This is a genomic window from Streptomyces sp. ISL-100 (assembly GCF_018614615.1).
Lineage (GTDB): Bacteria > Actinomycetota > Actinomycetes > Streptomycetales > Streptomycetaceae > Streptomyces.
The window spans coordinates 70,330-93,657 of the sequence record NZ_JAGGOK010000029.1 but is presented as its reverse complement, the minus strand read 5'-3'; the positions used below and the strand labels follow the sequence as shown (position 1 = coordinate 93,657).

Annotated in this window: 19 protein-coding genes and 1 riboswitch; of the genes, 7 read left to right on the top strand and 12 right to left on the bottom strand. The window is 71.3% G+C overall.

Translation table 11 applies throughout. The features are described from left to right. Positions 1 to 2: 2 nt before the first annotated feature. Entirely contained in the window at positions 3 to 656 is a 654-nt protein-coding gene (locus tag J7E89_RS13025; protein ID WP_028814147.1) for a response regulator transcription factor, read from the bottom strand. 301 nt (positions 657 to 957) lie between these two features. Here J7E89_RS13025 and J7E89_RS13020 point away from each other — a divergent pair, with 301 nt between their 5' ends. Then, entirely contained in the window at positions 958 to 1,131 is a 174-nt protein-coding gene (locus J7E89_RS13020) for a hypothetical protein (RefSeq protein WP_214972965.1), read from the top strand. Positions 1,132 to 1,305: 174 nt separating this feature from the next. Here J7E89_RS13020 and J7E89_RS13015 read toward each other — a convergent pair whose 3' ends face one another. Further along, complete coding sequence (locus J7E89_RS13015; protein WP_214972963.1) at positions 1,306 to 2,106, bottom strand: inositol monophosphatase family protein; 801 nt, start codon at positions 2,104 to 2,106, stop codon at positions 1,306 to 1,308. 24 nt (positions 2,107 to 2,130) lie between these two features. Further along, positions 2,131 to 3,261, bottom strand: a complete 1,131-nt coding sequence (locus J7E89_RS13010) for a ferrochelatase (protein WP_214972958.1) — start codon at positions 3,259 to 3,261, stop codon at positions 2,131 to 2,133. 108 nt (positions 3,262 to 3,369) lie between these two features. On the opposite strand from J7E89_RS13010, the gene J7E89_RS13005 reads away from it, so the two are divergent. The 3 genes from J7E89_RS13005 (at position 3,370) to sepH (ending at position 7,411) form a co-directional block, all read left to right on the top strand. Next, on the top strand, positions 3,370 to 4,626 hold the full coding sequence (locus J7E89_RS13005; protein ID WP_214972957.1) for an MFS transporter: 1,257 nt from the start codon (positions 3,370 to 3,372) through the stop codon (positions 4,624 to 4,626). Further along, a complete protein-coding gene (locus J7E89_RS13000) occupies positions 4,577 to 5,914 on the top strand; it encodes a D-arabinono-1,4-lactone oxidase (RefSeq protein ID WP_214972956.1) in 1,338 nt (445 codons plus the stop codon). Before J7E89_RS13005 ends, J7E89_RS13000 begins: the two co-directional genes overlap by 50 nt. A 441-nt stretch (positions 5,915 to 6,355) precedes the next feature. Continuing rightward, positions 6,356 to 7,411 carry a septation protein SepH gene (sepH, locus tag J7E89_RS12995; protein ID WP_214972955.1) on the top strand — a complete coding sequence of 352 codons (1,056 nt, stop codon included), beginning with the start codon at positions 6,356 to 6,358 and terminating at the stop codon, positions 7,409 to 7,411. A 119-nt stretch (positions 7,412 to 7,530) separates the two neighbouring features. Here sepH and J7E89_RS12990 read toward each other — a convergent pair whose 3' ends face one another. Beyond that, positions 7,531 to 8,358 carry a sulfurtransferase gene (locus J7E89_RS12990; RefSeq protein ID WP_214972953.1) on the bottom strand — a complete coding sequence of 276 codons (828 nt, stop codon included), beginning with the start codon at positions 8,356 to 8,358 and terminating at the stop codon, positions 7,531 to 7,533. A gap of 265 nt (positions 8,359 to 8,623) precedes the next feature. On the opposite strand from J7E89_RS12990, the gene J7E89_RS12985 reads away from it, so the two are divergent. Beyond that, positions 8,624 to 9,436 (top strand): VOC family protein, encoded by an 813-nt coding sequence (locus tag J7E89_RS12985; protein ID WP_214972951.1) that lies wholly within the window; start codon positions 8,624 to 8,626, stop codon positions 9,434 to 9,436. Here J7E89_RS12985 and J7E89_RS12980 read toward each other — a convergent pair. The 4 genes from J7E89_RS12980 to J7E89_RS12965 are packed head-to-tail and all read right to left on the bottom strand — an operon-like array spanning position 9,414 to position 14,891. Further along, positions 9,414 to 10,100, bottom strand: a complete 687-nt coding sequence (locus J7E89_RS12980) for a thymidine kinase (protein ID WP_214972949.1) — start codon at positions 10,098 to 10,100, stop codon at positions 9,414 to 9,416. The genes J7E89_RS12985 and J7E89_RS12980 overlap by 23 nt on opposite strands. Before the next feature lie 55 nt (positions 10,101 to 10,155). Then, a complete protein-coding gene (locus J7E89_RS12975; RefSeq protein ID WP_214972947.1) occupies positions 10,156 to 11,343 on the bottom strand; it encodes an alkaline phosphatase family protein in 1,188 nt (395 codons plus the stop codon). Then, complete coding sequence (locus J7E89_RS12970; protein WP_214972944.1) at positions 11,343 to 11,930, bottom strand: DUF5998 family protein; 588 nt, start codon at positions 11,928 to 11,930, stop codon at positions 11,343 to 11,345. Before J7E89_RS12970 ends, J7E89_RS12975 begins: the two co-directional genes overlap by 1 nt. 60 nt (positions 11,931 to 11,990) lie before the next feature. After that, the gene (locus tag J7E89_RS12965) at positions 11,991 to 14,891 is read right to left on the bottom strand and encodes a bifunctional GNAT family N-acetyltransferase/acetate--CoA ligase family protein (protein ID WP_214972942.1); all 2,901 of its coding nucleotides are present in this window, start codon (positions 14,889 to 14,891) and stop codon (positions 11,991 to 11,993) included. 157 nt (positions 14,892 to 15,048) lie between these two features. Here J7E89_RS12965 and J7E89_RS12960 point away from each other — a divergent pair, with 157 nt between their 5' ends. Then, complete coding sequence (locus J7E89_RS12960; RefSeq protein WP_069930388.1) at positions 15,049 to 15,330, top strand: HPr family phosphocarrier protein; 282 nt, start codon at positions 15,049 to 15,051, stop codon at positions 15,328 to 15,330. A 153-nt stretch (positions 15,331 to 15,483) separates the two neighbouring features. Here the strand turns inward: J7E89_RS12960 and J7E89_RS12955 are convergent, their stop codons facing one another. The 4 genes from J7E89_RS12955 to J7E89_RS12940 form a co-directional block, all read right to left on the bottom strand. After that, positions 15,484 to 16,203, bottom strand: coding sequence for a GntR family transcriptional regulator (locus tag J7E89_RS12955; RefSeq protein ID WP_214972939.1), 720 nt, complete (start codon positions 16,201 to 16,203; stop codon positions 15,484 to 15,486). 178 nt (positions 16,204 to 16,381) lie between these two features. Beyond that, positions 16,382 to 17,245, bottom strand: a complete 864-nt coding sequence (gene tolA, locus J7E89_RS12950; protein WP_214972937.1) for a cell envelope integrity protein TolA — start codon at positions 17,243 to 17,245, stop codon at positions 16,382 to 16,384. A 12-nt stretch (positions 17,246 to 17,257) separates the two neighbouring features. Continuing rightward, a riboswitch (cyclic di-AMP (ydaO/yuaA leader) is annotated at positions 17,258 to 17,425 on the bottom strand. Between the two features lie 225 nt (positions 17,426 to 17,650). Beyond that, positions 17,651 to 19,018, bottom strand: coding sequence for a pitrilysin family protein (locus J7E89_RS12945; RefSeq protein WP_214973145.1), 1,368 nt, complete (start codon positions 19,016 to 19,018; stop codon positions 17,651 to 17,653). Between the two features lie 20 nt (positions 19,019 to 19,038). Continuing rightward, complete coding sequence (locus J7E89_RS12940) at positions 19,039 to 20,427, bottom strand: pitrilysin family protein (protein ID WP_214972930.1); 1,389 nt, start codon at positions 20,425 to 20,427, stop codon at positions 19,039 to 19,041. Between the two features lie 237 nt (positions 20,428 to 20,664). Here J7E89_RS12940 and J7E89_RS12935 point away from each other — a divergent pair, with 237 nt between their 5' ends. Next, positions 20,665 to 23,118, top strand: a complete 2,454-nt coding sequence (locus J7E89_RS12935) for a DNA topoisomerase (ATP-hydrolyzing) subunit A (protein ID WP_214972929.1) — start codon at positions 20,665 to 20,667, stop codon at positions 23,116 to 23,118. The last annotated feature ends 210 nt before the right edge of the window (positions 23,119 to 23,328 follow it).

Sequence of the window (23,328 nt, the reverse complement as noted above, 5' to 3'; positions counted from 1 at the left end):
CGTCAGATCCGGTAGCCGGAGCCGGGCACCGTGACGATGACCGGCGGCTCGCCGAGCTTGCGGCGCAGCGTCATGACGGTGACGCGCACCACGTTCGTGAACGGGTCGGTGTTCTCGTCCCAGGCCTTTTCGAGCAACTGCTCGGCGGACACGACGGCACCTTCGCTGCGCATCAGCACCTCCAGCACCGCGAACTCCTTCGGTGCCAGCTGGATCTCCTGGCCGTCGCGGAAGACCTCGCGGCGGTTCGGGTCGAGCTTGATGCCGGAGCGCTCCAGAACGGGCGGCAGCGCGACGGTCGTACGCCGCCCGAGGGCCCGTACCCGCGCGGTCAGCTCACTGAAGGCGAACGGCTTGGGCAGATAGTCATCGGCGCCGATCTCCAGCCCCTCCACGCGGTCGCTGACGTCACCGGAAGCGGTGAGCATCAGGACGCGGGTGGGCATGCCCAGCTCGACGATCTTCCGGCAGACGTCGTCCCCGTGGACGAGCGGGAGGTCACGGTCGAGCACGACGACGTCGTAGTCGTTGACCCCGATACGTTCCAGGGCGGCCGCGCCGTCATACACGACGTCGACGGCCATGGCCTCCCGGCGCAGTCCGGTGGCCACCGCATCGGCGAGCAGCTGCTCGTCCTCGACGACGAGTACGCGCACGTCGCAGTCCTTCCGTTGATTTGCCCATGCGGGCAGGTGTCTCCCGTTGGCTGTGTGCAGCCATCCTGCCCCTTTCGGCCATAAACCGGCGGTAAGGCGATACGCCGGGAAGGGGCCGGAGGGCTGACATGGGAGGGGATTTCCATGATTCCTGGGCGAGTTGAGGTTTTCCTGAGGCGGGGTGTGGGGAGGACGACTTCACACCCCGCGATCACGCCCTGTATTCGGCACGCCACGTGATCGAACCACCCACCCTCGGCACACCCCCGTGCCACCGACCCATGACGAGGGGGCGCAACCCATGGACGCTTTCACCGCAGGCCTGCTGCAGCGCATAAAGGCCACGGAATCCGACCTCACGATGGCTCGCGAAACGGGCGACGACTTCCTGGCGGAGGTGGAGCAGGCGGAGCTGGAGGACCTGCACCGCCTCGCCGCGGAACACGGCGTCAAGGTAACCGCCGCGAGCGCGTGACCTCCCTGCCGGTCGACCGTACGGAGTGCTAGCAGGGCCCCGGCGCCGGGGAAGGCGCCGGGGCCTTTGCGTGTCCCACCGGGGCTCCGCCCCGGACCCCGGTCCTCCATCGCCGGACGTGCTTGTTTTTGCCGCGCGACGGCAATCCCGCCAGCTCGGCCGGGGGCACGCGCCCTAGTCGTGCCAGGCCCCAAAGTCCTCCAGCAGCGCCTGCAGCGGCTCGAACACGCCCGGCGACGCGGCGATCGTCAGCTCACCGGACGGACGCCGGCCGGGCCGCCCACCCGTAATCGCCCCCGCCTCCCGCGCGATCAAATCCCCCGCAGCCAGATCCCACGGCCTGAGCCCCCGCTCGTAGTACCCGTCCAGCCGCCCCGCAGCCACATCGCTCAGATCAATGGCCGCAGACCCACTCCGCCGAATGTCCCGCAGCCTCGGAATCAGCCGCTGCACGACATCCGCCTGATGGCTCCGCACAGCGGCGACGTAATTGAAGCCGGTGGAAACCAGCGCCTGATCGAGCGCCGGCGCGGCCCGCACCCGCAGCGCGGAGCCGTTGGCGTACGCCCCGCCACCCCGCACCGCCTGGTACGTCTCACGCCGCATCGGCGCCTCCACGACCCCCACCACCGTCTCGCCGCCCCACTCGGCCGCGATGGACACCGCCCAAGTCGGCAGCCCGTACAGGTAATTGACCGTGCCGTCGAGCGGGTCGATCACCCACCGCACCCCACTCGTGCCCTCGCTGCTCGCCCCCTCCTCGCCCAGGACCCCGTCATCGGGCCGGTGTTCGGCAAGGAAGCCGGTGATCAGCTTCTCCGCGGCGATGTCCATCTCGGTCACGACATCGATGGGACTCGACTTGGTGGCGGCCACACCAAGATCGGCAGGCCGCCCGTCCCGCAGCAGCGCACCGGCCCGCCGCGCGGCCTCCAGGGCGAGTTCGAGCAGCTCGGACAAGAGGGGATCAGTCACGGCTCTCCTAGCGAATGGCGAAGGTCAGGCGTACGGACTGTCGGCGCCCGCGGCTGCGGGTTTGGGCGCCCGGGCCGGGCAGCACCCGACCGGGCAGAGGTCGTGGCTGGGGCCCAGTGCCCCCAGAGCGCACCGCTCCGCCGGCAGCCCCCGCTCGGCGGCCGCCCGCTCCAGCAGCAGCTCGCGCACGGCGGCGGCGAAGCGCGGATCGGCGCCGACGGTCGCGGACCGCCGCACCGGCAGGCCGAGTTCGGCGGCCTTGGCGGTGGCCTCGGTGTCGAGGTCGTACAGCACCTCCATGTGGTCCGAGACGAACCCGATCGGAACCATCACCACCGCCGGCACGCCGGCCGCGTGCCGCTCCTCCAGGTGGTCGCAGATGTCCGGCTCCAGCCACGGAATGTGCGGCGCCCCGCTGCGCGACTGGTAGACGAGCTGCCAGGGGTGCGCGACGCCGGTCTCCTCGCGCACCGCCTCGGCGATCACCCGGGCGACGTCCAGATGCTCGGCGACGTACGCACCACCGTCCCCGTGCCCCTCCACCGGCCCGGACGTGTCCGCCGCCGCCGTGGGGATGGAATGCGTCGTGAAGGCGAGATGCGCCCCCGCCCGTACGTCCTCGTCCAGCTCCGCCAGGGACTTGACGACCCCGTCGACCATCGGGCGTACGAAACCCGGGTGGTTGAAGGAGTGCCGCAGCTTGTCGACGCGCGGCGGCTCGATCCCCTCGGCCTCCAGCGTCGCGAGCGCCTCGGCGAGGTTCTCGCGGTACTGGCGGCAGCCGGAGTAGGAGGCGTACGCACTCGTGGTGAGTACGGCGATCCGGCGGCGGCCGTCCGCGGCCATCTCGCGCAGGGTGTCGACGAGGTACGGCGCCCAGTTGCGGTTGCCCCAGTAGACCGGCAGGCCGTCCAGACCGTGCTCGGCAAAGTCCTTGCGCAGGGCGTCGATGAGCGCGCGGTTCTGCTCGTTGATCGGGCTGACACCGCCGAACAGGAAGTAGTGCTGCCCCACCTCCTTGAGCCGCTCCTTGGGGATGCCGCGGCCGCGGGTGACGTTCTCCAGGAAGGGGACCACGTCGTCCGGGCCTTCGGGGCCGCCGAAGGAGAGAAGCAGCAGGGCGTCGTAAGGGGCGGGATCGCGCTGATCGGGCATGGGAACGATCCTGCCACTCGCGCGCGGCGCCGGTGAAACCGCCGTGCGGCACACCCCCGGCAGCCGTAAGATGCAAGTCCCATCTGTACGCCTTACCGGAGCGCCCCGTTGCCCAGCCCGTACCGCGCGATCTTCGCCGCCCCAGGCACCAAGGCGTTCTCCGTCGCCGGCTTCTTCGGCCGCATACCGATTTCCATGATGGGCATCGGCATCGTCACCATGATTTCCGAGCTCACCGGCCGGTACGGGCTCGCGGGCGCCCTCTCCGCCACCCTCGCCATGGCGGCCGCCGTGATGGGTCCCCAGATATCGCGGTACGTCGACCGGTACGGGCAGCGCCGCATCCTGCGCCCCGCCACCCTGGTCGCGGTCGCGGCCGTCGCGGGGCTGCTGATCTGCGCCCAGCAGGGCGCGCCCGACTGGACGCTGTTCGTCTTCGCGGCGGGTGCCGGCTGCGTACCGAGCGTCGGCTCGATGGTCAGGGCCCGCTGGGCGGAGATCTACCGCGGCTCCCCGCGCGAGCTGCACACGGCGTACTCCTGGGAGTCGATCGCCGACGAGGTCTGCTTCATCTTCGGACCGATCATCGCCATCGGGCTGTCGACCGCGTGGTTCCCCGAGGCCGGTCCGCTGCTCGCCGCCGTCTTCCTGGCCATCGGCGTCTTCTGGCTGACCTCCCAGCGCGCCACCGAGCCCGTCCCGCACCCGCGCGACGAGCACACCGGCGGCTCCGCGCTGGCCTCCCGCGGGCTGCAGGTGCTGGTGGCCACCTTCGTGGCCGTCGGTGCGATCTTCGGGTCTATCGACGTCGTGACGGTGGCGTTCGCCGAGGAACAGGGCCACAAGGCCGCCGCCAGCCTCGTCCTGGCCGTGTACGCGCTCGGTTCCTGCCTAGCGGGAGCCGTCTTCGGGCTGCTGCATCTCAAGGGCCGGGCGTCCACCAGGTGGCTGGTGGGCGTCTGCGCGATGGCCGTGAGTATGATCCCCCTCCTACTGGCCGGGAACCTGCCGTTGCTGGCCGTGGCGCTCTTTGTCGCGGGCCTTTCCATCGCACCGACGATGGTGACCACAATGGCTCTCATCGAGCAGCACGTACCGCGCACCAAACTGACCGAGGGCATGACCTGGACAGGAACCGGGCTCGCCGTCGGAGTCGCTCTCGGTTCCTCGGCCGCAGGCTGGGTGGTCGACGCGGCGGGGGCGGACGCGGGGTACGCGGTGCCCGTCGCGGCGGGAGCGCTCGCGGCTCTGGTGGCGTTCCTGGGGTATCGCCGGCTGCGGACGCCGGCGCCGACACGGGGAGGGCACGGCACAGATGGCGAGCACATCAAGGACGGCGTCCAGGACGGCGAGCACGTGGCGTAACTGGGCGGGGAACGTCACCGCCCGTCCGGCGCGGGAAGTGACCCCGGCCTCGGCCGCGGAGCTCGCGGAGGCCGTGCGCAGGGCCGCGGAGGACGGCCTGAAGGTGAAGCCGGTCGGCACGGGCCACTCGTTCACGGCGGCCGCCGCGACCGACGGTGTGCTGATACGCCCCGACCTGCTGACCGGCATCCGCGACATCGACCGCGTGGCCGGGACCGTGACCGTGGAGGCCGGCACTCCGCTCAAGCGCCTGAACGTGGCCCTGGCGAGGGAAGGCCTGTCGCTCACCAACATGGGCGACATCATGGAGCAGACGGTGGCCGGCGCGACCAGCACGGGTACGCACGGCACGGGCCGGGACTCGGCTTCGACGGCCGCGCAGATCCGCGCCATGGAACTGGTCCTGGCGGACGGGTCGCTGCTTACCTGCTCGGAAAAGGGGACCGCCGAAGAAAGAGCCGTCTTCGCGGCGGCGAGGGTGGGGCTGGGCGCGCTGGGCGTCATCACGGCGGTCACCTTCGCCGTGGAGCCGGTCTTCCTGCTGACGGCCCGTGAAGAGCCGATGACATTCGACCGGGTGACGGCGGACTTCGACGCGCTGCACGCGGAGAACGAGCACTTCGAGTTCTACTGGTTCCCGCACACCGGCAACTGCAACACCAAGCGCAACAACCGCAGCGCGGGCCCCTCGGCCCCGCCCGGCAGGATCAGCTCCTGGGTCGAGGACGAGCTGCTCTCCAACGGTGTCTTCCAGGTGGCCTGTTCGGTGGGCCGGGCGTTTCCCTCGGCCGTCCCCGCGATCGCCAAGATCTCCAGCCGCGCGCTGTCCGCCCGTACATACACGGACATCCCCTACAAGGTCTTCACAAGCCCGCGCCGGGTGCGCTTCATGGAAATGGAGTACGCCGTTCCGCGCGCGTCGGCGGTAGAGGCGCTGCGCGAGGTGAAGGCGCTGATCGAGCGCTCGCCGCTGCGGGTCAGCTTCCCGGTGGAGGTACGCACGGCTCCGGCGGACGACATCACGCTCTCCACGGCGTCGGGGAGAGACACGGCGTACATCGCGGTGCACCTTTACCGGGGGACGCCGTACCAGGCGTACTTCACCGCGGTGGAGCGGATCATGACCGCGCACGGCGGGCGGCCGCACTGGGGCAAGGTGCACACCCGCGACGCGGAGTATCTGGCCGGGGCCTACCCGCGCTTCGCGGAGTTCACGGCGCTGCGCGACCGGCTGGACCCGCAGCGGCTCTTCGCCAACGACTACCTGCGCCGAGTCCTGGGCGACTAAGACCATCTCGTCCATCTCACCCATCTGGCCCATCTGTTCAACCCTGCAACATGAAGGGACATTTGGGAGAAGTAGATAGTTCCGTTTCGGGCGATTCCGTGAAGCAGACCACTACAGAGGGCACTCGGCGGCAAACCGACGGCTCAACTCCCGTACCCCAGGAGAACTTCGGTGGCGCGCCGGTCCACCCCCATGGCCCGAATGGAGTACTGTGACGAGCCCTGGGTCCGGCCTTCATCGCGGACGCCCGCCGCTGACAGTGACGAAACGGTCACGGTGAGTGGCGAAATGGTAACCGTGCCATAACGGCAATCCCGGGCTGATGCCCGACACGCCGGGCAACTGGGCAAGGTTGTGGCAGGCTGCACCCGGGCAGGCCACACTCGACTAGCGGAAGCAGCGACGCACGTGACGTCGGCAGGCACCACCCGGGAGGTTCCCATGCCCGAACTGCGTGTCGTGGCCGTCTCGAATGACGGCACACGACTGGTGCTGAAGGCTGCTGACAGCACGGAGTACACGCTTCCAATCGATGAGCGGCTGCGTGCCGCGGTGCGCAACGACCGCGCCCGTCTCGGCCAGATCGAGATCGAGGTGGAGAGCCACCTCCGTCCTCGTGACATCCAGGCGCGTATACGCGCCGGTGCCTCTGCTGAAGAGGTCGCACAGCACGCCGGCATCCCGGTGGACCGCGTCCGCCGGTTCGAAGGACCCGTGCTCGCCGAACGCGCCTTCATGGCCGAGCGCGCCAGGAAGACGCCCGTACGCCGCCCCGGTGAGAACACCGGGACCGGACCGCAGCTCGGTGAGGCGGTGCAGGAGCGGCTGCTGCTGCGCGGCGCCGACAAGGAAACGGTCCTGTGGGACTCCTGGCGGCGCGACGACGGTACGTGGGAAGTGCTGCTGGTCTACCGCGTGGCGGGCGAGCCCCACTCCGCGAGCTGGACGTACGACCCGCCCCGGCGGCTCGTACAGGCCGTGGACGACGAGGCGCGCGCGCTGATCGGCGAGACGGACGACACGGCGATGGCGGCAGCGCCCGAGCCGAGCTTCCCGTTCGTACCGCGGATCGCCCGGCTGCCCCGCGACCGGCCGCTGGACCGCGCGCTCGACCGGCAGATGGACCGGCCGACCGCGCCGGCGCCCGATGCTGAGGAGGAGCGGGATTCGCTGACCAGCCTGCTGGAGGCGGTACCGAGCTTCCGCGGCGACATGGTGGTGCCCGAGCGTCCCGCGCCGCCGCCGGAGCCGCCGACGACCGAGCCCGACGCCGCGCAGGAGCCGGAGGCCGAGGAGCCCGCGGCATCCGCCGCCTCGGGAGCCGGTTCGGCGTACGCCGATGTGCTCATGCCGCGCGCCGTCGCCGGTCACCGCGACCGGCTCACCGGTACGACGGACCGCCAGGCCGAGGCCGACGGGGTCCGCCCCGGGCGGCGGGCGGCAGTACCGAGCTGGGACGAGATCGTGTTCGGTACGCGCCGTAAGAAGCAGGACTAGACGCCTTGAGCCGAGGGGCCCGTACGGACCGCGTACGGGCCCCTCGGCATGCGGAGTTACGGCCTGAGTCACGGCCCGGATTTCAGTCCGGATTTCAGCCCGGGTTACGGCCCGCCGAGTTACCGGGGGTCGGCTCCGGTCGCCACGGGACGGGACTCGTCGGCCGACCACTCGGACCACGACCCCACGTACAGCGCCGCCGGGATGCCCGCGACCTCCAGCGCCAGCACCTGCTGGGCCGCGGAGACACCCGAGCCGCAGTAGACGCCGACCGCCGGGGCTTCCTCGGCGCCGAGCGACTTGAAGCGGGCGGCCAGCTCCGGCGCGGGGAGCAGGCGGCCGTCGGGACCGACGTTCTCCATGGTGGGGGCGGAGACCGCGCCCGGGATGTGGCCGGCGACCCGGTCGATCGGCTCCACCTCGCCCCGGTACCGCTCCCCCGCCCGCGCGTCGAGCAGCAGACCCGTGCGGGCCAGCTCGGCGGCGCCGTCGGCGTTAATGAGCGGTACGGCGCCGGGAACTGGCTGGAAATCGCCGGTAGCCGGGGCCGGTACCTCGGACTCGACCGGGCCCTCCCACACCGCGAGACCGCCGTCCAGGACCCTTACGCCGGGGTGGCCCGTCCAGCGCAGCATCCACCAGGCGCGCGCCGCGGCCCAGCCCTGCCCGCCGTCGTACACGACGACCGGGGTGTCGTGACGGACGCCGGCGCGGCGCATGACGGCGCCGAAGGCCTCGACGTCGGGGAGCGGGTGGCGGCCGCCGGAGCCCGGCGGACCGGCGAGTTCCGCTTCAAGGTCGACGAAGACCGCTCCTGGAATGTGACCGGCCTCGTACGCGGCGCGGCCGTGCGGCCCGCCCATCTGGTAGCGGACGTCCAGGAGGACCGGCGGCCGGTCTCCGGTGAGCTCGCCGGCGAGTTCGGCTGCGGTGATGGTGGCATTCATAAGTGCCATCCTCGCGCAGCCCGCAGTACGGCCGACACCGACCGACACCGTACGGCCATGGCACCGAAACGGGCGGGAAATGCCAAATCGGGCATTCTCCTGCGGGAACTCACAGAAAGCGGCGCGGCCGGGACGCGCGGCACGACAGGTGGTGCAAGCATCTGCACGGGCGCGCCCCTCCACAGCTTCACGGATTCACGGCTTCATGACGGGGGCGCCCGTTCCCGCACGACCACCACCACGATGGTCCGAGGAGAGAGTGACGATGACCGAGGCAGCGACCCGGCGGCCGACGCCCGGTGCGCCCTGCTGGGTGAGCCTGATGGTGCACGGCCTGGCCACCACCCAGGAGTTCTACCGAGCGCTGTTCGGCTGGGAGTTCCGGCCGGGCCCGCAGCAGCTCGGCCCGTACGTACGGGCGATGCTCGACGGCAAGGAGATCGCGGGCATCGGACAACTGCCGCCCGACCGGCATCTGCCGATCGCCTGGACGCCGTACCTCGCCACCGAAGACGCCGATGTCACGGCCGAGTCGATCAGGAGCCACGGCGGCACCGTCGGCGTCGGGCCGCTCGATGCGGCGGACGCCGGCCGGATGGCGATCGGCTCGGACCCGGCGGGCGCGGTCTTCGGCATCTGGCAGGCCTCGGCCCACCTCGGCACCGCGCTGGCCGGCACCCATGGCACCCCGGTCTGGAACGAGTTGCTGACACGCGAGACGTCGACGGTCGGCAAGTTCTACGAGGCGGTATTCGGCTACGACGTGGAAGCGGGGGCAGCGGGGGCACCGGCCGATTTCGGCCATCTGACGCTGCTCCTCGAAGGCCGGCCGGTGGCCTCCGTGCGCGGCGTGGGACAGGCCCTGCCGCGCGACAGGGGCGCGCACTGGATGACGTACTTCGAAGTCGAGGACACCGACGAGTGGGCCCGACTGGTGACGGAGCTCGGCGGGCACGTGCTGGAGCCGCCCCACGACGCGGCCGCCGGCCGGGTGGCGACCGTATCGGATCCTGAGGGCGCGGTGTTCACAATCGTAACGACGGCTACAACGGCTGCTACGACGCCGCCGACCGGCTGACGGGGTCGGCGAGGGAGAACGGGTCGACGGGCAGCACGTCGGGCGACAGGGCCCCGGCGTGCGCGGCCGCGGCCGTCATCCGGCGCCTGTGGTGACGGCGGCACAGCACCTCGTAACCGACCTCGTCCGGCGACTGGTTGACGTCACCGACGACGACCTGGGCGCCCTCGACGACCATCTCGCCGCCTATCGTGCGGGCATTGTGCGTGGCACGCGCGCCGCACCAGCACAGCGCCTCGACCTGGAGCACCTCCACCCGGTCCGCGAGTTCGACCAGGCGCTGCGATCCCGGGAAGAGCTTGGAGCGGAAGTCGGTGGTGATGCCGAAGGCGAAGACGTCGAGGTCGAGGTCGTCGACGACGCGGGCGAGCTGGTCTATCTGCTCGCCGGCGAGGAACTGCGCCTCGTCCACGATCACGTAGTCGGCGCGGTTGCCCTGGGAGAGATGGGCGACGAGGTACGCGTAGAAGTCGAAGCCCTCGGCGGCCTCGACGGCGTCGGTGACCAGGCCGAGGCGGGAGGAGAGCTTGCCCTCGCCGGCCCGGTCGTCGCGCGTGAAGATCATGCCCTGGAGGCCGCGTGTGGACCGGTTGTGCTCGATCTGAAGAGCGAGGGTGCTCTTTCCGCAGTCCATCGTTCCGGAGAAGAACACCAGCTCGGGCATGAGGGGTTGAGGGCCTTTCGGGTCTGTTCGGGGCGGGGCGCGCGTGCGGCGGAGGTTACGAGCGGACTTCGATGAGCGGGACGAGCTGCTCGGCGGCCGTCATGGAACCGTGCATGCCCACCATCGCGGACTCGTGCGGCTCACGGCGCGACGCGATGACCACGACGTCGTCGTGGGACGCGGCGACGACGTCACCGATGCGTCCGTAAACCCGCTCGTCGATCACCGGGCCGAACCAGCCGGCCGCGATCGCCTCGTCCCGGCTCGCCACCCAGAACTGCTCGCCGAGCACCTCGCGCCAGACGGTGAGCACGTCGTTCTCGGCGCCCGGGACGGCGTACACATGACGGGCCCGTCCCTCGCCGCCCAGCAGGGCGACGCCGGCGCTCAGCTCCCAGTCCTCGTCGAAGTCGATGCGCGACTCCTCGTCGAAGGGGATGTCGATCATGCCGTGGTCGGCGGTGATGTACAGGGCGGCGCGCGGCGGCAGCTGCTCGGCCAGGCGCTGGGCGAGCCGGTCGACGTACATCAGCTGGCCGCGCCAGGCGTCGGAGTCCATGCCGAAGCGGTGGCCCTTGCCGTCGACCTCGCTGTAATACGTGTAGACCAGCGACCGGTCGCCCGCCGCCAGTTGCTCGGCGGCGAGGTCCATGCGGTCCTCGCCGGTCAGCTTGCCGCGGAACGTGCCGCCGCTCAGCGCGATCTTGGTGAGCGGGGTGTGCTGGAAGTCCGGGGAGGACACCTGCGCGGTCTGCACGCCCGCGGCGTCCGCGAGCTGGAAGACCGTGGGGTACGGCTGCCAGACGTGCGGGTCGGTCCACGGCTTCCAGCGCAGCTGGTTCATCAGCGAGCCGGTGTCGGGATCCCGGACGGTGTAACCGGGCAAGCCGTGGGCGCCCGGCGGCATGCCGGTGCCGACCGAGGCGAGCGAGGTCGCGGTGGTCGCGGGGAACCCGGCCGTGAGCGGGCGGCCGGTGCCGCCGCGCGAGCTGCCGAGGAGGGAGTAGAGGTACGGGGCCTCTTCCGGGTGCGCCTTGATCTGCTCCCAGCCGAGACCGTCTATGAGGAACACGCAGTTCCGGTCGGCGGGCGTCAGCTCGGGGATCGTCGCGGTCATCCCCGGTACGTCCATGCCTGCCGCGAGGGTCGGCAGGAGGTCGGCGAGCGAACCGCTGCCGTATTCGGGCACGGGCGCGGTGTCCAGGGCGAGCGGAACCGGGTCGGACCAGGCGGGCAGTGCCATCAGCGGTCGGCCGCGGCGGTCGCTTCGGAGAGCGCCTGCGCGAACGCGAGCGTCTGGCGCACGGTGTCCGGACCGTCGCCGGCCTCGCTGACGCGCAGGCTCAGGTCGTCCGCGGTGCTGTTGCCGGTGTAGCCGTGGTCCGCCTCGCAGTTGGGGTCGCCGCAGGCGGCGGGCTCCAGGTCGATACGGGATACGGCGCCCCAGCCGATGGTCAGGACGACCTCGCGGGGCAGGGTGCCCGGCACGTACTTCTCCGGGTTGGCGACGACGCGGCTGACCACGACGGACGAGATCCGGTCGAGCTTGACCGACTCGGTGGAGGTGGTGGCGTACGGCGCCGGGGAGGTGGTGTCGGCGGCCTGCTCGTCGGTGTGGCTGACGATGAAGCGGTTGCCGGTCAGGACGAGGACCGTGACATGCCGCCGGACCTCGTTGGAGTCGAAGGTCGTCTCCTGGTGCACCAGGTATGAAGAGACCGGCTCGCCGCCGACAGCGGCCTCCACCGCTTCGGCCACGAGGGCCGGGTAGTAGCCGCTGCGCTCGATCGCCGCGCGCAGCCCCTGGGTCGTCGTACCGGTCTTCGCCATGCCCTCCATCCTACGGGGCTCCGGGGGCCTCGATGCCGGGCCTGTGGATGACTGCCCGGGTCAGTAGCTGGGGAGGCGGCGGGGGCCGAGGTCGTCGCGGGCGGGCGCGGGCGCGAGACGTACGGTCGCGCCGAGGACGGACAGGCCGTGCGGGGCGACGACCACGGGCTCCAGGGCGACACCGACCACTTCCGGGTGATCGTCGACGAGCCGTGACACGCGCAGCAGGAGCTCTTCGAGTGCGGCGGTGTCGACCGGGTCCGAGCCGCGCCAGCCGAAGAGGAGGGGGGCGGTCCGGATCGACCTGATGAGCTCGGCGACGTCCCGGTCGGTGGCCGGGACCAGCCGGTGCGCGATGTCCCCGAGCAGCTCGGAGGCTGCTCCGGCGAGCCCGAAGGACAGGACGGCGCCGGCCGCGGCATCGATGGACGCCTTGACGACGGTGTCGACGCCGCGGGGGGCCATGGCCTGGACGACGAGGTGAAGCTCTTCCGGCTTGCCGAGGGCTCCGGTCAACTCCTCGTAGGCCCTGCGAAGTTCCGTCTCGTCGGCAAGATCGAGGCGTACGGCGCCGAGGTCGGGGCGGTGGCGCAGGTGCGGGGCGGTGGTCTTGAGCGCGACGGGGTAACCGAGCCGGACGGCCGCCGCGACGGCGTCGTCGGGGCGGGGCGCGGGCAGGGTCGGCCGTACGTCGATGCCGTACCGCCCGAGGAGCTCGCGGGCGGCGTCGCCGGTCAGGGGCATGGAGCGGGGGCCGGTGCCGCCCGCGCGCCCGCCCGCGCCCAGCAGTGCGTGGATCTGGTCCGCGGCCCCTGCCTCGTCGATGTCGTCGTACTCGGGTACCCGCCCGGGCTCGGCGGCCTGGCGCCGCCACTGCGCGTACTTGACGGCCTCGGCGAGTGCGCGGACGGCGCGCTCGGCGGCGGGGTAGGCGGGGATGCGGTTCCCGGAACCGGGGGCGAGCCCCTGGGCCCGATTTCCCGGCCCGGCGGGCATCCTCGGGGCAACATCCAGCCCGTCCGGCGTTTGAGGACCGGGGTCCGGGGCGGGGCCCCGGTTCTGGACGGGGGCCGTGCTCGTCGCCGCGGCGAGCGCGTCCGCCAGCGCGCCCATCTCCACGTGCACCACCGCCACCGGCTTCGCCGGCCCCGAGGCCGCCGCCTCCCGCAGCGCCGCCGCCAGCACCTCTCCGTCGCCGGATTCCGTCACTCCCCCCTCGCCGACCCACGGGATCGCCGTCACCACGACCGCGTCGCACGCCCCGCCGGCCAGCGCCTCGTCCAGCGCCGCGCGGAAGTCCGCCGGAGTCGCGGCCGTCGTGAGGTCGAGCGGCGGGAGCGGGCGAAGGCCTTCCGCCAGGCAGGCGTCGTACGTCAGGAGGCCGAGTGACTCCGAGTTGCCCAGGATCGCGACCCGCGGCCCGGACGGCAGCGGCTGGCCCGCCAGCAACAGCCCCGCGTCGACGAGTTCCGTCACCGTGTCGACGCGGATGACCCCGGCCTGCCGCAGCAGCGCGGACACCGTCGCGTCGGGGATGCGCGTGGCGGGCACCGCGTGCCCCGGCGGCGTACTCCCGCTGTGGCGCGCGCCCTTCACCACGACGACCGGCTTCTCCGCCGCCGTGCGCCGGGCGAGGCGCGAGAACTTGCGCGGGTTGCCGATCGACTCCAGGTAGAGGAGGACGACATCGGTGTCCGGATCGTCGTACCAGTACTGGAGGAAGTCGTTGCCCGACACGTCCGCCCGGTTGCCGGCCGAGATGAACGACGAAAGGCCCGCGCCCCGCCGGTACAGCCCCGACAGCAGCGCGATCCCGATCGCGCCCGACTGCGTGAACAGCCCGATGCGCCCCCGCGCCGGCGGCTCCGGCGCGAGCGAGGCGTTGAGGCGAACGGCCTCCGACGTGTTGATGACCCCGAAGGCGTTCGGGCCGATGATGCGCATGCCGTACGAGCGCGCCTGCCGCACCAGTTCCCGCTGCCGCGCCCGCCCCTCGGCCCCGCTCTCGGCGTACCCGGCGGACAGGACCACCAGGCCCTGGACGCCGTTCTCGCCGCAGTCCGCGACCACCTCCGGCACCCGTTCCGCCGGTACGGCCACGACCGCGAGGTCGACGGCCTCGCCGATCCCGGCGACGGAGCGGTGCGCGGGCACGCCGTCCAGCTCGGTGAGGTCCTCGGGGAAGGCCCGGTTCACGGCGTACGTACGACCGGTGAATCCGGCGGCGAGCAGATTGCGCAGGACCGTACGCCCCACACCGCCCGGCGCGCGCCCCGCCCCGACGACCGCGACCGAGCCGGGTCCGAGCAGGCGCTGCACGGAGCGGGACTCGGCGCGGTGCTCGCGGGCACGCTGGACGGCGACGGAGCGGTCGGTCGGTTCCAGGTCGAATTCGAGGTGGACGACGCCGTCCTCGAAGCTGCGCTTCTGGGTGTAGCCCGCGTCCGTGAAGACCTTGATCATCTTGGTGTTGGCGGGCAGTACTTCCGCCACGAAGCGCCGGATGCCGCGCTCCCGCGCGACCGCACCGATGTGTTCGAGCAGGGCGGAGGCGACACCGCGCCCCTGGTGCGCGTCCTGGACCAGGAAGGCGACCTCGGCCAGGTCGGCGTCAGGGCCGGAAGAGGGGCGCCCCTGCGCGTTGATGCGGTCGAACCGGACGGTGGCGATGAACTCACCGCTCACCGTGGCGGCCAGACCCACCCGGTCCACATAGTCGTGGTGGGTGAAGCGGTGGACGTCCTTGGCGGAGAGGCGCGGGTACGGCGCGAAGAAGCGGTAGTACTTCGACTCGTCCGACACCTGCTCGTAGAAGCTGACCAGGCGCTCGGCGTCATCGGCGGTGATGGGCCGGATCCGCGCCGTACCTCCGTCACGCAGCACCACGTCGGCTTCCCAGTGAGCCGGGTACGCGTGGTGCCCGTTTCGATCCGGCGGGGCCTGCTCCAGCGGGGGCTGCATGACGAAAGCCTACGGGTCGCGGGGCCGCTCGGGGCGAGGCAGGCTGAGGCGGCAGACTGGGACTTCGGCGCGGGGCGGCACAGGCCCGAGGGCACGGCCGCCCCGCGCACCGTGAGAGACTGGTCTAGACAACCGTTAGAACATGAAGGGCAACACCATGGTTGAGCGCCGTGTCACCGTCGGCTGGGCCGAAGGCCTGCATGCCCGGCCCGCCTCCATCTTCGTTCGCGCCGCGACCGCCTCGGGTGTGCCCGTGACGATCGCCAAGGCCGACGGCAACCCGGTCAACGCCGCCTCCATGCTCGCGGTGCTCGGCCTGGGCGCGCAGGGTGGCGAAGAGATCGTGCTCGCTTCCGAGGCCGACGGCTCCGACGCCGCTCTCGACCGCCTGGCGAAGCTGGTTTCCGAGGGCCTGGACGAGCTTCCCGAGACCGTCTGACCACTCGGTCGGGCGAATTCTCACGAAGGAGCCGTGGCAACCCGAATTCGGGTTGCCACGGCTCCTTTGCTTTATGCGGGGCAGTGCACCGCGAAATGCAGGCAGCGGAAACAAGGCCCCGCCAATTCACCCTCTTTGTATACGGCGCGGCTGTTAATGGCAGCCACTCACGGTGTTTACGGCATGTTGCGAAGTCCTCACGCGTCCTTGCCCGCGCTCTCGTTCGCGCTCTCGTTCGCGCTCCGGGCCGGGGCGCCGCAACCGGTGTGCGGCCAAGGCCCGTTCGGCGTGCAGGGCCGTCAGCGACCGGGCCCGCTCCGCGTCGCCGCGCGCCACGGCGTCGACGATCGCGGCGTGTTCGGCCCACGCCTCGGCGGGGCGGGCGTGCCGCTCGACGGCGTACATCCAGGCGATCTTGTGCCTGAGCTGGGTGAGCAGCGCCGTGAGGCCGGGGCTGCCGGACGCCTGGGCGAGCGTCTCGTGAAACCAGGTGCCCAGGGAGCGCAGATCCTCGCCCTCGCCCCGGCGGGCCCGCTCCTGGCCGAGCCTGACCAGGCCGCGCAGCACCTTGAGGTGGGCCTCGGTGCGCCGCTGGGCGGCGCGGGCCGCACTCAGCGGCTCGAGCAGTGTCCGGACCTCCAGGAGGTCGGCGGCCTCCTGCTCGGTGGGCTCGGCCACGCAGGCGCCCGCGTGCCGCCGGGTGGTGACGAACCCCTCCGACTCCAGCGTGCGCAGAGCCTCGCGCACCGGGACGCGGGAGACACCGTAACGGCGCGCCAGCAGCTCTTCGGTGAGCCGGCTGCCCCGCGCGAAGACACCGGAAACGATGTCGTCACGGATTGCCGTGCATACCGACTGCGCGGGAATGCGCATGACCGAACCTCCGCCTTAATCCCCGCGAGACGCGGTCGATCGACGCTTGTTCGGTGACTCTATTGCAGCATTCCTCAATTTCCGACGGGGGGTGGGAATCCATGGACGGCTTTTGGACATGCGGAAGGCCCCGGCGGGAAGCCGGGGCCTTCTGGACGACGAACGGGCGGCCGAGCCGTCAGACGTTCACGCCGTGCGCGCGCAGGTACGCGACCGGGTCCATGTCCGAGCCGTAGTCGGGCGACGTACGGGCCTCGAAGTGCAGGTGCGGGCCGGTCGAGTTGCCGGTCGAGCCCGAGAGGCCTATCTGCTGGCCGGAGGCGACGCTCTGGCCGACGGAGACGCCGAGGGACGACAGGTGGCCGTACTGCGTGTACGTGCCGTCGTTCATGCGAATGACGATGTTGTTGCCGTACGCCCCGCCCCAGCCGGCCTCGACGACGGTGCCCGCACCGACGGAGACGACGGAACTGCCGGACGCGGCGCGGAAGTCGACGCCGGAGTGGCTGCCGGAGGACCAGAGGTTGCCGCCGGTCTTGTAGCCGGTGGTCACGAAAGAGCCGGCGACCGGGAGGGTGTAGCCGTTGAGGCGCTTGCGCTCCGCCTCGCGGGCGGCGCGCTCCTTGGCCTCGCGGGCGGCGCGCTCCTTGGCCTCGCGGGCGGCGCGCTCCTTGGCCTCGCGGGCGGCGCGCTCCTTCTTGGCCCGCGCCTCCGCCTCGGCCTTGGCCTTGGCTTCCGCCTTGCGCTTGGCTTCGGCCTTGCGCGCGGCCTCTGCCTTACGCTCGGCCTCCGCCTTGTCGGCGGCCTGCTGCTGCTTCTCGGCCTGAGCGGCGATCTGGTCGGCGAGGGAGTCGCCGATGACGATGGCCTGGGTGAGGCCGGTGTCCTCGACGGCGAGGGCGGATTCGGCGGCGAGGGCCGGAGAGGCCAGGCCTCCGATGACGCCGGTCGTCGCGAGGGCGGCGACGCCCGCCATGTTCGCGCTTCTGCGCGTCAGGCGGCTCGGACGACGGTGCTTCCCGGTGGCACGGGTGAACGCCATGGAGTGGCTGATCCTTTCCTTCCTTCTCGCCTACCGGGTTAGCTGACGGGTTCGGAGCAGGTAGGTCTCCAACGGACCCCTGCGTACGTACGCACACAGGACGTCCGATTCACCCCAGGGACTGATTGGGTCCCCGGCTCCCCAGGCTCGCGCCTGACGGGGACTCGGCGATGGCTGCCCGGTGCCGCGGATGCGGCTCACTGCTGACGGACAGCCGGAGAGACGCTAAGCGGGACATCTTTTAATCACCAAACAGACACGGCGTTTTGTAACGCACCCCACAGGTCAGACAGGCAACCTCCACAACAAAACGGACATACAGGAATGACCCCGGCAGCCTTTCGGCCGCCGGGGTCCCTCAATCTCCCGCTTTGGGGTGTAACGCGGTCAGTCGGCGACCACGCGTCAGCCTGCGACCACCTTCACGTCGCCGATGCCGAGCGCCCTGACGGGCTCCTCGATCTGCGACGCGTCCCCGACGAGGATCGTGACCAGGCGGTCCCCGGGGAAGGCGCTGACGACCGCCGCGGTGGCCTCCACGGTGCCTGTCTCGGCGAGGCGGGCGTACAGCTGGGCCTGGAAGTCGTCCGGCAGGTGCTGCTCGACCTGGTCGGCGAGCGTGCCGGCGACGGCCGCGGCCGTCTCGTACTTGAGCGGCGCGACGCCCACCAGGTTCTGTACGGCGACGTCGCGCTCGGCGTCGGTGAGGCCCTCGGCCGCGAGGGTGCGCAGCACCTTCCAGAGGTCTTCGACCGCCGGTCCGGTGGACTCCGTGTCCACCGAGCCGCTGATCGCCAGCATCGCCGCGCCCGTACCGTCGGCCGCGGAGCGCAGCACCTGGCCGAAGGCGCGCACGCCGTACGTGTAGCCCTTCTCCTCGCGCAGGACGCGGTCCAGGCGGGAGGTGAGCGTGCCGCCCAGGCAGTACGTGCCGAGGACCTGGGCCGGCCAGACACGGTCGTGCCGGTCGGGGCCGATCCGGCCGATGAGCAGCTGCGTCTGGACCGCGCCGGGCCGGTCGACAATGACCACACGGCCCGTGTCGTCGGCCGTCACCGGCGGCACGGGACGGGGTTCGGCGGTGTCACCCTTCCACGCGCCCAGGGTGTCGGCGAGGATCGCGTCCAGGTCGGTGCCTTCGAGGTCGCCGACGACCACCGCGGTGGCGGTCGCGGGACGCACGTGCGCCGCGTAGAAGCTCTTCACGGCGGCGGAGTCGATACGCTCCACCGTCTCCTCGGTGCCCTGGCGCGGCCGCGACATGCGCGAGGTCGCCGGGAACAGCTCCTTGGAGAGCTGCTTGGCCGCGCGGCGGGACGGGTTGGCCGTCTCGTGCGGGATCTCGTCGAGCCGGTTGGCCACCAGGCGCTCGATCTCGCTGTCCGTGAAGCCGGGCGCCCGCAGCGCGTCGGCGAGCAGGCCGAGAGCCTTGGGCAGCCGCGAGACGGGGACCTCCAGGGAGACCCGGACGCCCGGATGGTCGGCGTACGCGTCGAGCGTGGCGCCGCAGCGCTCCAGCTCGGCGGCGAACTCCTCGGCGGAGTGCTTGTCGGTGCCCTCGGAGAAGGCCCGCGCCATGATCGTGGCCACGCCGTCCAGGCCCGTCGGCTCGGCCTCCAGGGGGGCGGCGAGGAAGACCTCGACGGCCACGACCTGCTGACCGGGGCGGTGGCAGCGCAGCACGGTCAGGCCGTTGGGCAGGGCGCCGCGCTCGGGGGCGGGGAAGGCCCACGGCGTGGGGGTGCCCCCCTGCGGCTGCGGGTGGAACTTCATGCTGACGGCTGCGGTGTCGGTCACTTGTCCGCCCCTTCCTGCGTTCCGGTCTCGCCGGCGGCGGCTGCGGTCTCGTCGGTGGCTGCGGCGGCGGCTGCGTCCTCGGCATGTGTGGGCTCGTACACCAGGACCGCGCGGTTGTCCGGGCGGAGCCTGGCCTTGGCGACCGCCTGGACCTCCTCCGCCGTGATGTCCAGGACGCGCTTGACGGCGGTCAGGGCGAGCTGCGGGTCGCCGAACAGGACGGCGTACCGGCACAGTTCGTCGGCGCGGCCCGCGACCGTACCGAGCCGGTCGAGCCACTCGCGCTCCAACTGGGCCTGCGCGCGCTCCATCTCCTCGGGCGTGGGGCCCTCGGCGGCGAAACGGGCCAGCTCCTCGTCGACGGCGCGCTCGATGTCGGGCACCTCGACGCCGGCCGACGTCTTCACGTCGAGCCAGCCGAGCGAGGGGGCGCCGGAGAGGCGCAGCAGTCCGAAGCCGGCGGCGACAGCCGTCCGGTCGCGGCGGACCAGGCGGTTGTGCAGCCGGGAGGACTCGCCGCCGCCGAGGACGGTGAGGGCCAGGTCGGCGGCGTCGGACTCGCGGGTGCCGTCGTGCGGGAGCCGGTAGGCGGCCATCAGCGCGCGGGCCGGGACCTCTTCGCGGATCTCCTCGCGGATCTCCTTGCCGATGATCTCGGGGAGCGTGCCGTCACGCGGCGGCTGCTTGCCGTCGTGGTGCGGGATGGAGCCGAAGTACTTCTCGATCCAGGCGAGCGTCTGCACCGGGTCGATGTCGCCGACGACCGAGAGCACCGCGTTGTTGGGCGCGTAGTACGTACGGAAGAAGGCGCGCGCGTCTTCGAGGGTCGCGGCGTCCAGGTCGGCCATCGAGCCGATCGGCGTGTGGTGGTACGGGTGGCCCTCCGGGTACGAGAGGGCGGTCAGCTTCTCGAACGCGGTGCCATACGGAACGTTGTCGTACCGCTGGCGGCGTTCGTTCTTGACGACGTCGCGCTGGTTCTCCATGGACTCTTCGTCGAGCGCGGCGAGCAGCGAGCCCATCCGGTCGGCTTCCAGCCACAGAGCCAGCTCCACCTGGTGGGCGGGCATCGTCTCGAAGTAATTGGTGCGCTCGAAGCTGGTCGTGCCGTTGAGCGAACCGCCCGCACCCTGCACCAGCTCGAAGTGACCATTGCCCTTGACCTGCGCCGAGCCCTGGAACATCAGGTGCTCGAAGAGGTGAGCCAGACCGGTGCGCCCCTTGACTTCGTGGCGCGAACCCACGTCGTACCAGAGGCAGACCGCGGCGACCGGGGTCAGGTGGTCCTCGGAGAGCACCACGCGCAGGCCATTGGCCAGCCGGTGCTCGGTCGCTGTCAGGCCGCCGGAACCGGCCTGCGCTGTGGCCGTGTGACCCATGGGCATGTACGTCCCTTCGATCGCGATATGAAGAAGTCCTGCCACTGTATGCAAGCGCACTGACACCTGGCGAAGTTCCCGGCCGGTGTACGCCCTCGGGGAACGCACGAGCAGGCACCGCCCGGGCGCCGAGTAGGCGCTACGGACGGGTCGAGGTCGGCGTTGTCAGTGGGCCGGTCCACAATGGTCGGCATCAGACCCAAGAACTCACCCCGACAGAACCGCGAAGGAGCCGCAGCCGCGATGGCCCGCCGCAGCACGAAGACCCCGCCGCCGGACGATGCGTTCGAGGAGAAGATCCTCGATGTCGACGTCGTCGACGAAATGCAGGGCTCCTTCCTCGAGTACGCGTACTCGGTGATCTACTCGCGAGCGCTGCCCGACGCCCGCGACGGCATGAAGCCGGTGCACCGACGCATCGTCTACCAGATGAACGAGATGGGGCTGCGGCCCGACCGCGGCTATGTGAAGTGCGCCCGTGTCGTCGGCGAAGTGATGGGAAAGCTGCACCCGCACGGCGACGCGTCGATCTACGACGCCCTCGTGCGGATGGCTCAGCCCTTCTCGATGCGCCTGCCGCTGGTCGACGGGCACGGCAACTTCGGCTCGCTGGGCAACGACGACCCGCCGGCCGCCATGCGGTACACCGAGTGCCGGATGGCCGACGCCACGTCGCTGATGACGGAATCGATCGACGAGGACACGGTCGACTTCAACCCCAACTACGACGGGCAGGAGCGGGAGCCGGTCGCACTTCCCGCGGCGTATCCGAACCTGCTGGTCAACGGCGCGTCCGGGATCGCCGTCGGCATGGCGACGAACATGCCGCCGCACAACCTGGGCGAGGTCGTCGCCGCCGCGCGGCACTTGATCAAGCACCCCGGGGCGGATCTTGAGACGCTGATGCGTTTCGTGCCCGGCCCGGACCTGCCGACCGGCGGCCGGATCGTCGGCCTCGGCGGGATCAAGGACGCGTACGAGAACGGCCGCGGCACCTTCAAGATCCGCTCGACGGCCACCGTGGAGAACGTGACGGCGCGCCGCAAGGGCCTGGTGATCACCGAACTGCCCTTCACGGTCGGCCCGGAGAAGGTGATCGCGAAGATCAAGGACCTGGTCTCGTCGAAGAAGCTCCAGGGCATCGCGGACGTCAAGGACCTCACGGACCGCTCGCACGGCCTGCGTCTGGTCATCGAGATCAAGAACGGCTTCGTCCCCGAGGCCGTTCTTGAGCAGCTCTACAAGCTGACGCCGATGGAGGAGACCTTCGGCATCAACAACGTGGCACTGGTGGACGGTCAGCCGTTGACACTGGGCCTCAAGGAGCTGCTGGAGGTCTATCTCGATCACCGCTTCGAGGTCGTACGCCGTCGCAGCGAGTTCCGCCGCACCAAGCGGCGCGACCGGCTGCACCTGGTGCTCGGCCTGCTCGTCGCGCTGCTCGACATCGACGAGGTCATCCGCCTCATCCGCTCCAGCGACAACTCGGCGCAGGCCAAGGAGCGGCTGATCGAGCACTTCTCGCTGAGCGAGATCCAGACGCAGTACATCCTGGACACGCCGCTGCGCCGGCTCACCAAGTTCGACAAGATCGAGCTGGAGGCCGAGCGCGACAGGCTCACCGGCGAGATCGACGAGCTGACCGGGATCCTGGAGTCGGACACCGAGCTGCGCAAGCTGGTCTCGACCGAACTGGCCGCGGTCGCGAAGAAGTTCGGCACCGACCGGCGCACCGTGCTGCTGGAGTCCGGCAGTTCGCCGGTCGCCGCGGTACCGCTGGAGGTCGCGGACGACCCGTGCCGGGTCCTCCTGTCCTCGACCGGGCTGCTGGCTCGTACCGCGAACGGTGAGCCCCTCGCCCTGGACGACGCCCGGCGCACCAAGCACGACGTGATCGTCTCGGCCGTGCCGGCGACGGCGCGTGGCGACGTGGGCGCGGTGACGTCGTCCGGCCGCCTGCTGCGCCTCGCGGTCATCGACCTGCCCCAGCTGCCGGACACAGCCTCCGCGCCCAACCTCTCGGGCGGGGCGCCGGTCACGGAGTTCCTGACCCTGGAGCCGGACGAGACGCTGGTCTGCCTCACTACCCTCGACGAGTCCTCGCCGGGGCTCGCGCTCGGAACCGAGCAGGGCGTGGTCAAGCGAGTGGTCCCGGACTATCCGTCCAACAAGGATGAACTGGAGGTCATCACCCTCAAGGACGGTGACCGGATCGTCGGCGGAGCCGAGCTGCGCACCGGCGAGGAGGACCTGGTCTTCATCACGGACGACGCCCAGCTGCTGCGCTACCCGGCGGGACAGGTCAGGCCGCAGGGCCGGGCCGCGGGCGGTATGGCGGGCATCAAGCTCGCCGAGGGCGCCAAGGTGATCTCCTTCACCGCGGTGGACCCGGCGGCGGACGCCGTGGTCTTCACGGTGGCCGGCACGGCCGGCACGCTGCTCGGCGACACGGAGACGTCGGCGAAGCTGACGCCGTTCGACCAGTACCCGCGCAAGGGCCGGGCCACTGGCGGCGTGCGCTGCCAGCGGTTCCTCAAGGGCGAGGACATCCTCATCCTGGCCTGGGCCGGCACGGCTCCGGCCCGAGCGGCAGCCGGGAACGGCGCCCCGGTGGAACTGCCGGAACAGGACCCGCGCCGCGACGGCTCAGGCACCCCACTGAAAACGCCGGTCGCGGCCCTGGCAGGCCCGGTGTAACAAGCCGCCGCTAGCCTCAACCGCCGGGCGGGCCGACCCCCCAAGCCCGCCCGGCACCCAAAACCCCACCCTGCTTGCCCGAGCACGCCCGACAGCCGAGCACGCGCTTGCCCACGCCCGGCCCCCGGCGGCCAAGGCGCCCCTGCTTCGTTCCAGCCCGTCCGGCGATTGAGGACTTCGGGAAGGGGCGGGGTGGGGTGGGGAAGAAAA

What these genes read in the sequence shown, in the direction of transcription:
- J7E89_RS12955 (WP_214972939.1), bottom strand. Translation starts at nt 16,203, where the DNA reads ATGCGCATTCCCGCGCAGTCGGTATGCACGGCAATCCGTGACGACATC.
- sepH (WP_214972955.1), top strand. Translation starts at nt 6,356, where the DNA reads ATGCCCGAACTGCGTGTCGTGGCCGTCTCGAATGACGGCACACGACTG.
- J7E89_RS12935 (WP_214972929.1), top strand. Translation starts at nt 20,665, where the DNA reads ATGGCCCGCCGCAGCACGAAGACCCCGCCGCCGGACGATGCGTTCGAG.
- J7E89_RS12945 (WP_214973145.1), bottom strand. Translation starts at nt 19,018, where the DNA reads ATGAAGTTCCACCCGCAGCCGCAGGGGGGCACCCCCACGCCGTGGGCC.
- J7E89_RS12960 (WP_069930388.1), top strand. Translation starts at nt 15,049, where the DNA reads ATGGTTGAGCGCCGTGTCACCGTCGGCTGGGCCGAAGGCCTGCATGCC.
- J7E89_RS13020 (WP_214972965.1), top strand. Translation starts at nt 958, where the DNA reads ATGGACGCTTTCACCGCAGGCCTGCTGCAGCGCATAAAGGCCACGGAA.
- J7E89_RS12985 (WP_214972951.1), top strand. Translation starts at nt 8,624, where the DNA reads ATGACCGAGGCAGCGACCCGGCGGCCGACGCCCGGTGCGCCCTGCTGG.
- J7E89_RS12970 (WP_214972944.1), bottom strand. Translation starts at nt 11,930, where the DNA reads ATGGCGAAGACCGGTACGACGACCCAGGGGCTGCGCGCGGCGATCGAG.
- J7E89_RS13000 (WP_214972956.1), top strand. Translation starts at nt 4,577, where the DNA reads ATGGCGAGCACATCAAGGACGGCGTCCAGGACGGCGAGCACGTGGCGT.
- J7E89_RS12990 (WP_214972953.1), bottom strand. Translation starts at nt 8,358, where the DNA reads ATGAATGCCACCATCACCGCAGCCGAACTCGCCGGCGAGCTCACCGGA.
- J7E89_RS12975 (WP_214972947.1), bottom strand. Translation starts at nt 11,343, where the DNA reads ATGGCACTGCCCGCCTGGTCCGACCCGGTTCCGCTCGCCCTGGACACC.
- J7E89_RS12980 (WP_214972949.1), bottom strand. Translation starts at nt 10,100, where the DNA reads ATGCCCGAGCTGGTGTTCTTCTCCGGAACGATGGACTGCGGAAAGAGC.
- J7E89_RS12965 (WP_214972942.1), bottom strand. Translation starts at nt 14,891, where the DNA reads ATGCAGCCCCCGCTGGAGCAGGCCCCGCCGGATCGAAACGGGCACCAC.
- J7E89_RS13010 (WP_214972958.1), bottom strand. Translation starts at nt 3,261, where the DNA reads ATGCCCGATCAGCGCGATCCCGCCCCTTACGACGCCCTGCTGCTTCTC.
- J7E89_RS12940 (WP_214972930.1), bottom strand. Translation starts at nt 20,427, where the DNA reads ATGCCCATGGGTCACACGGCCACAGCGCAGGCCGGTTCCGGCGGCCTG.
- tolA (WP_214972937.1), bottom strand. Translation starts at nt 17,245, where the DNA reads ATGGCGTTCACCCGTGCCACCGGGAAGCACCGTCGTCCGAGCCGCCTG.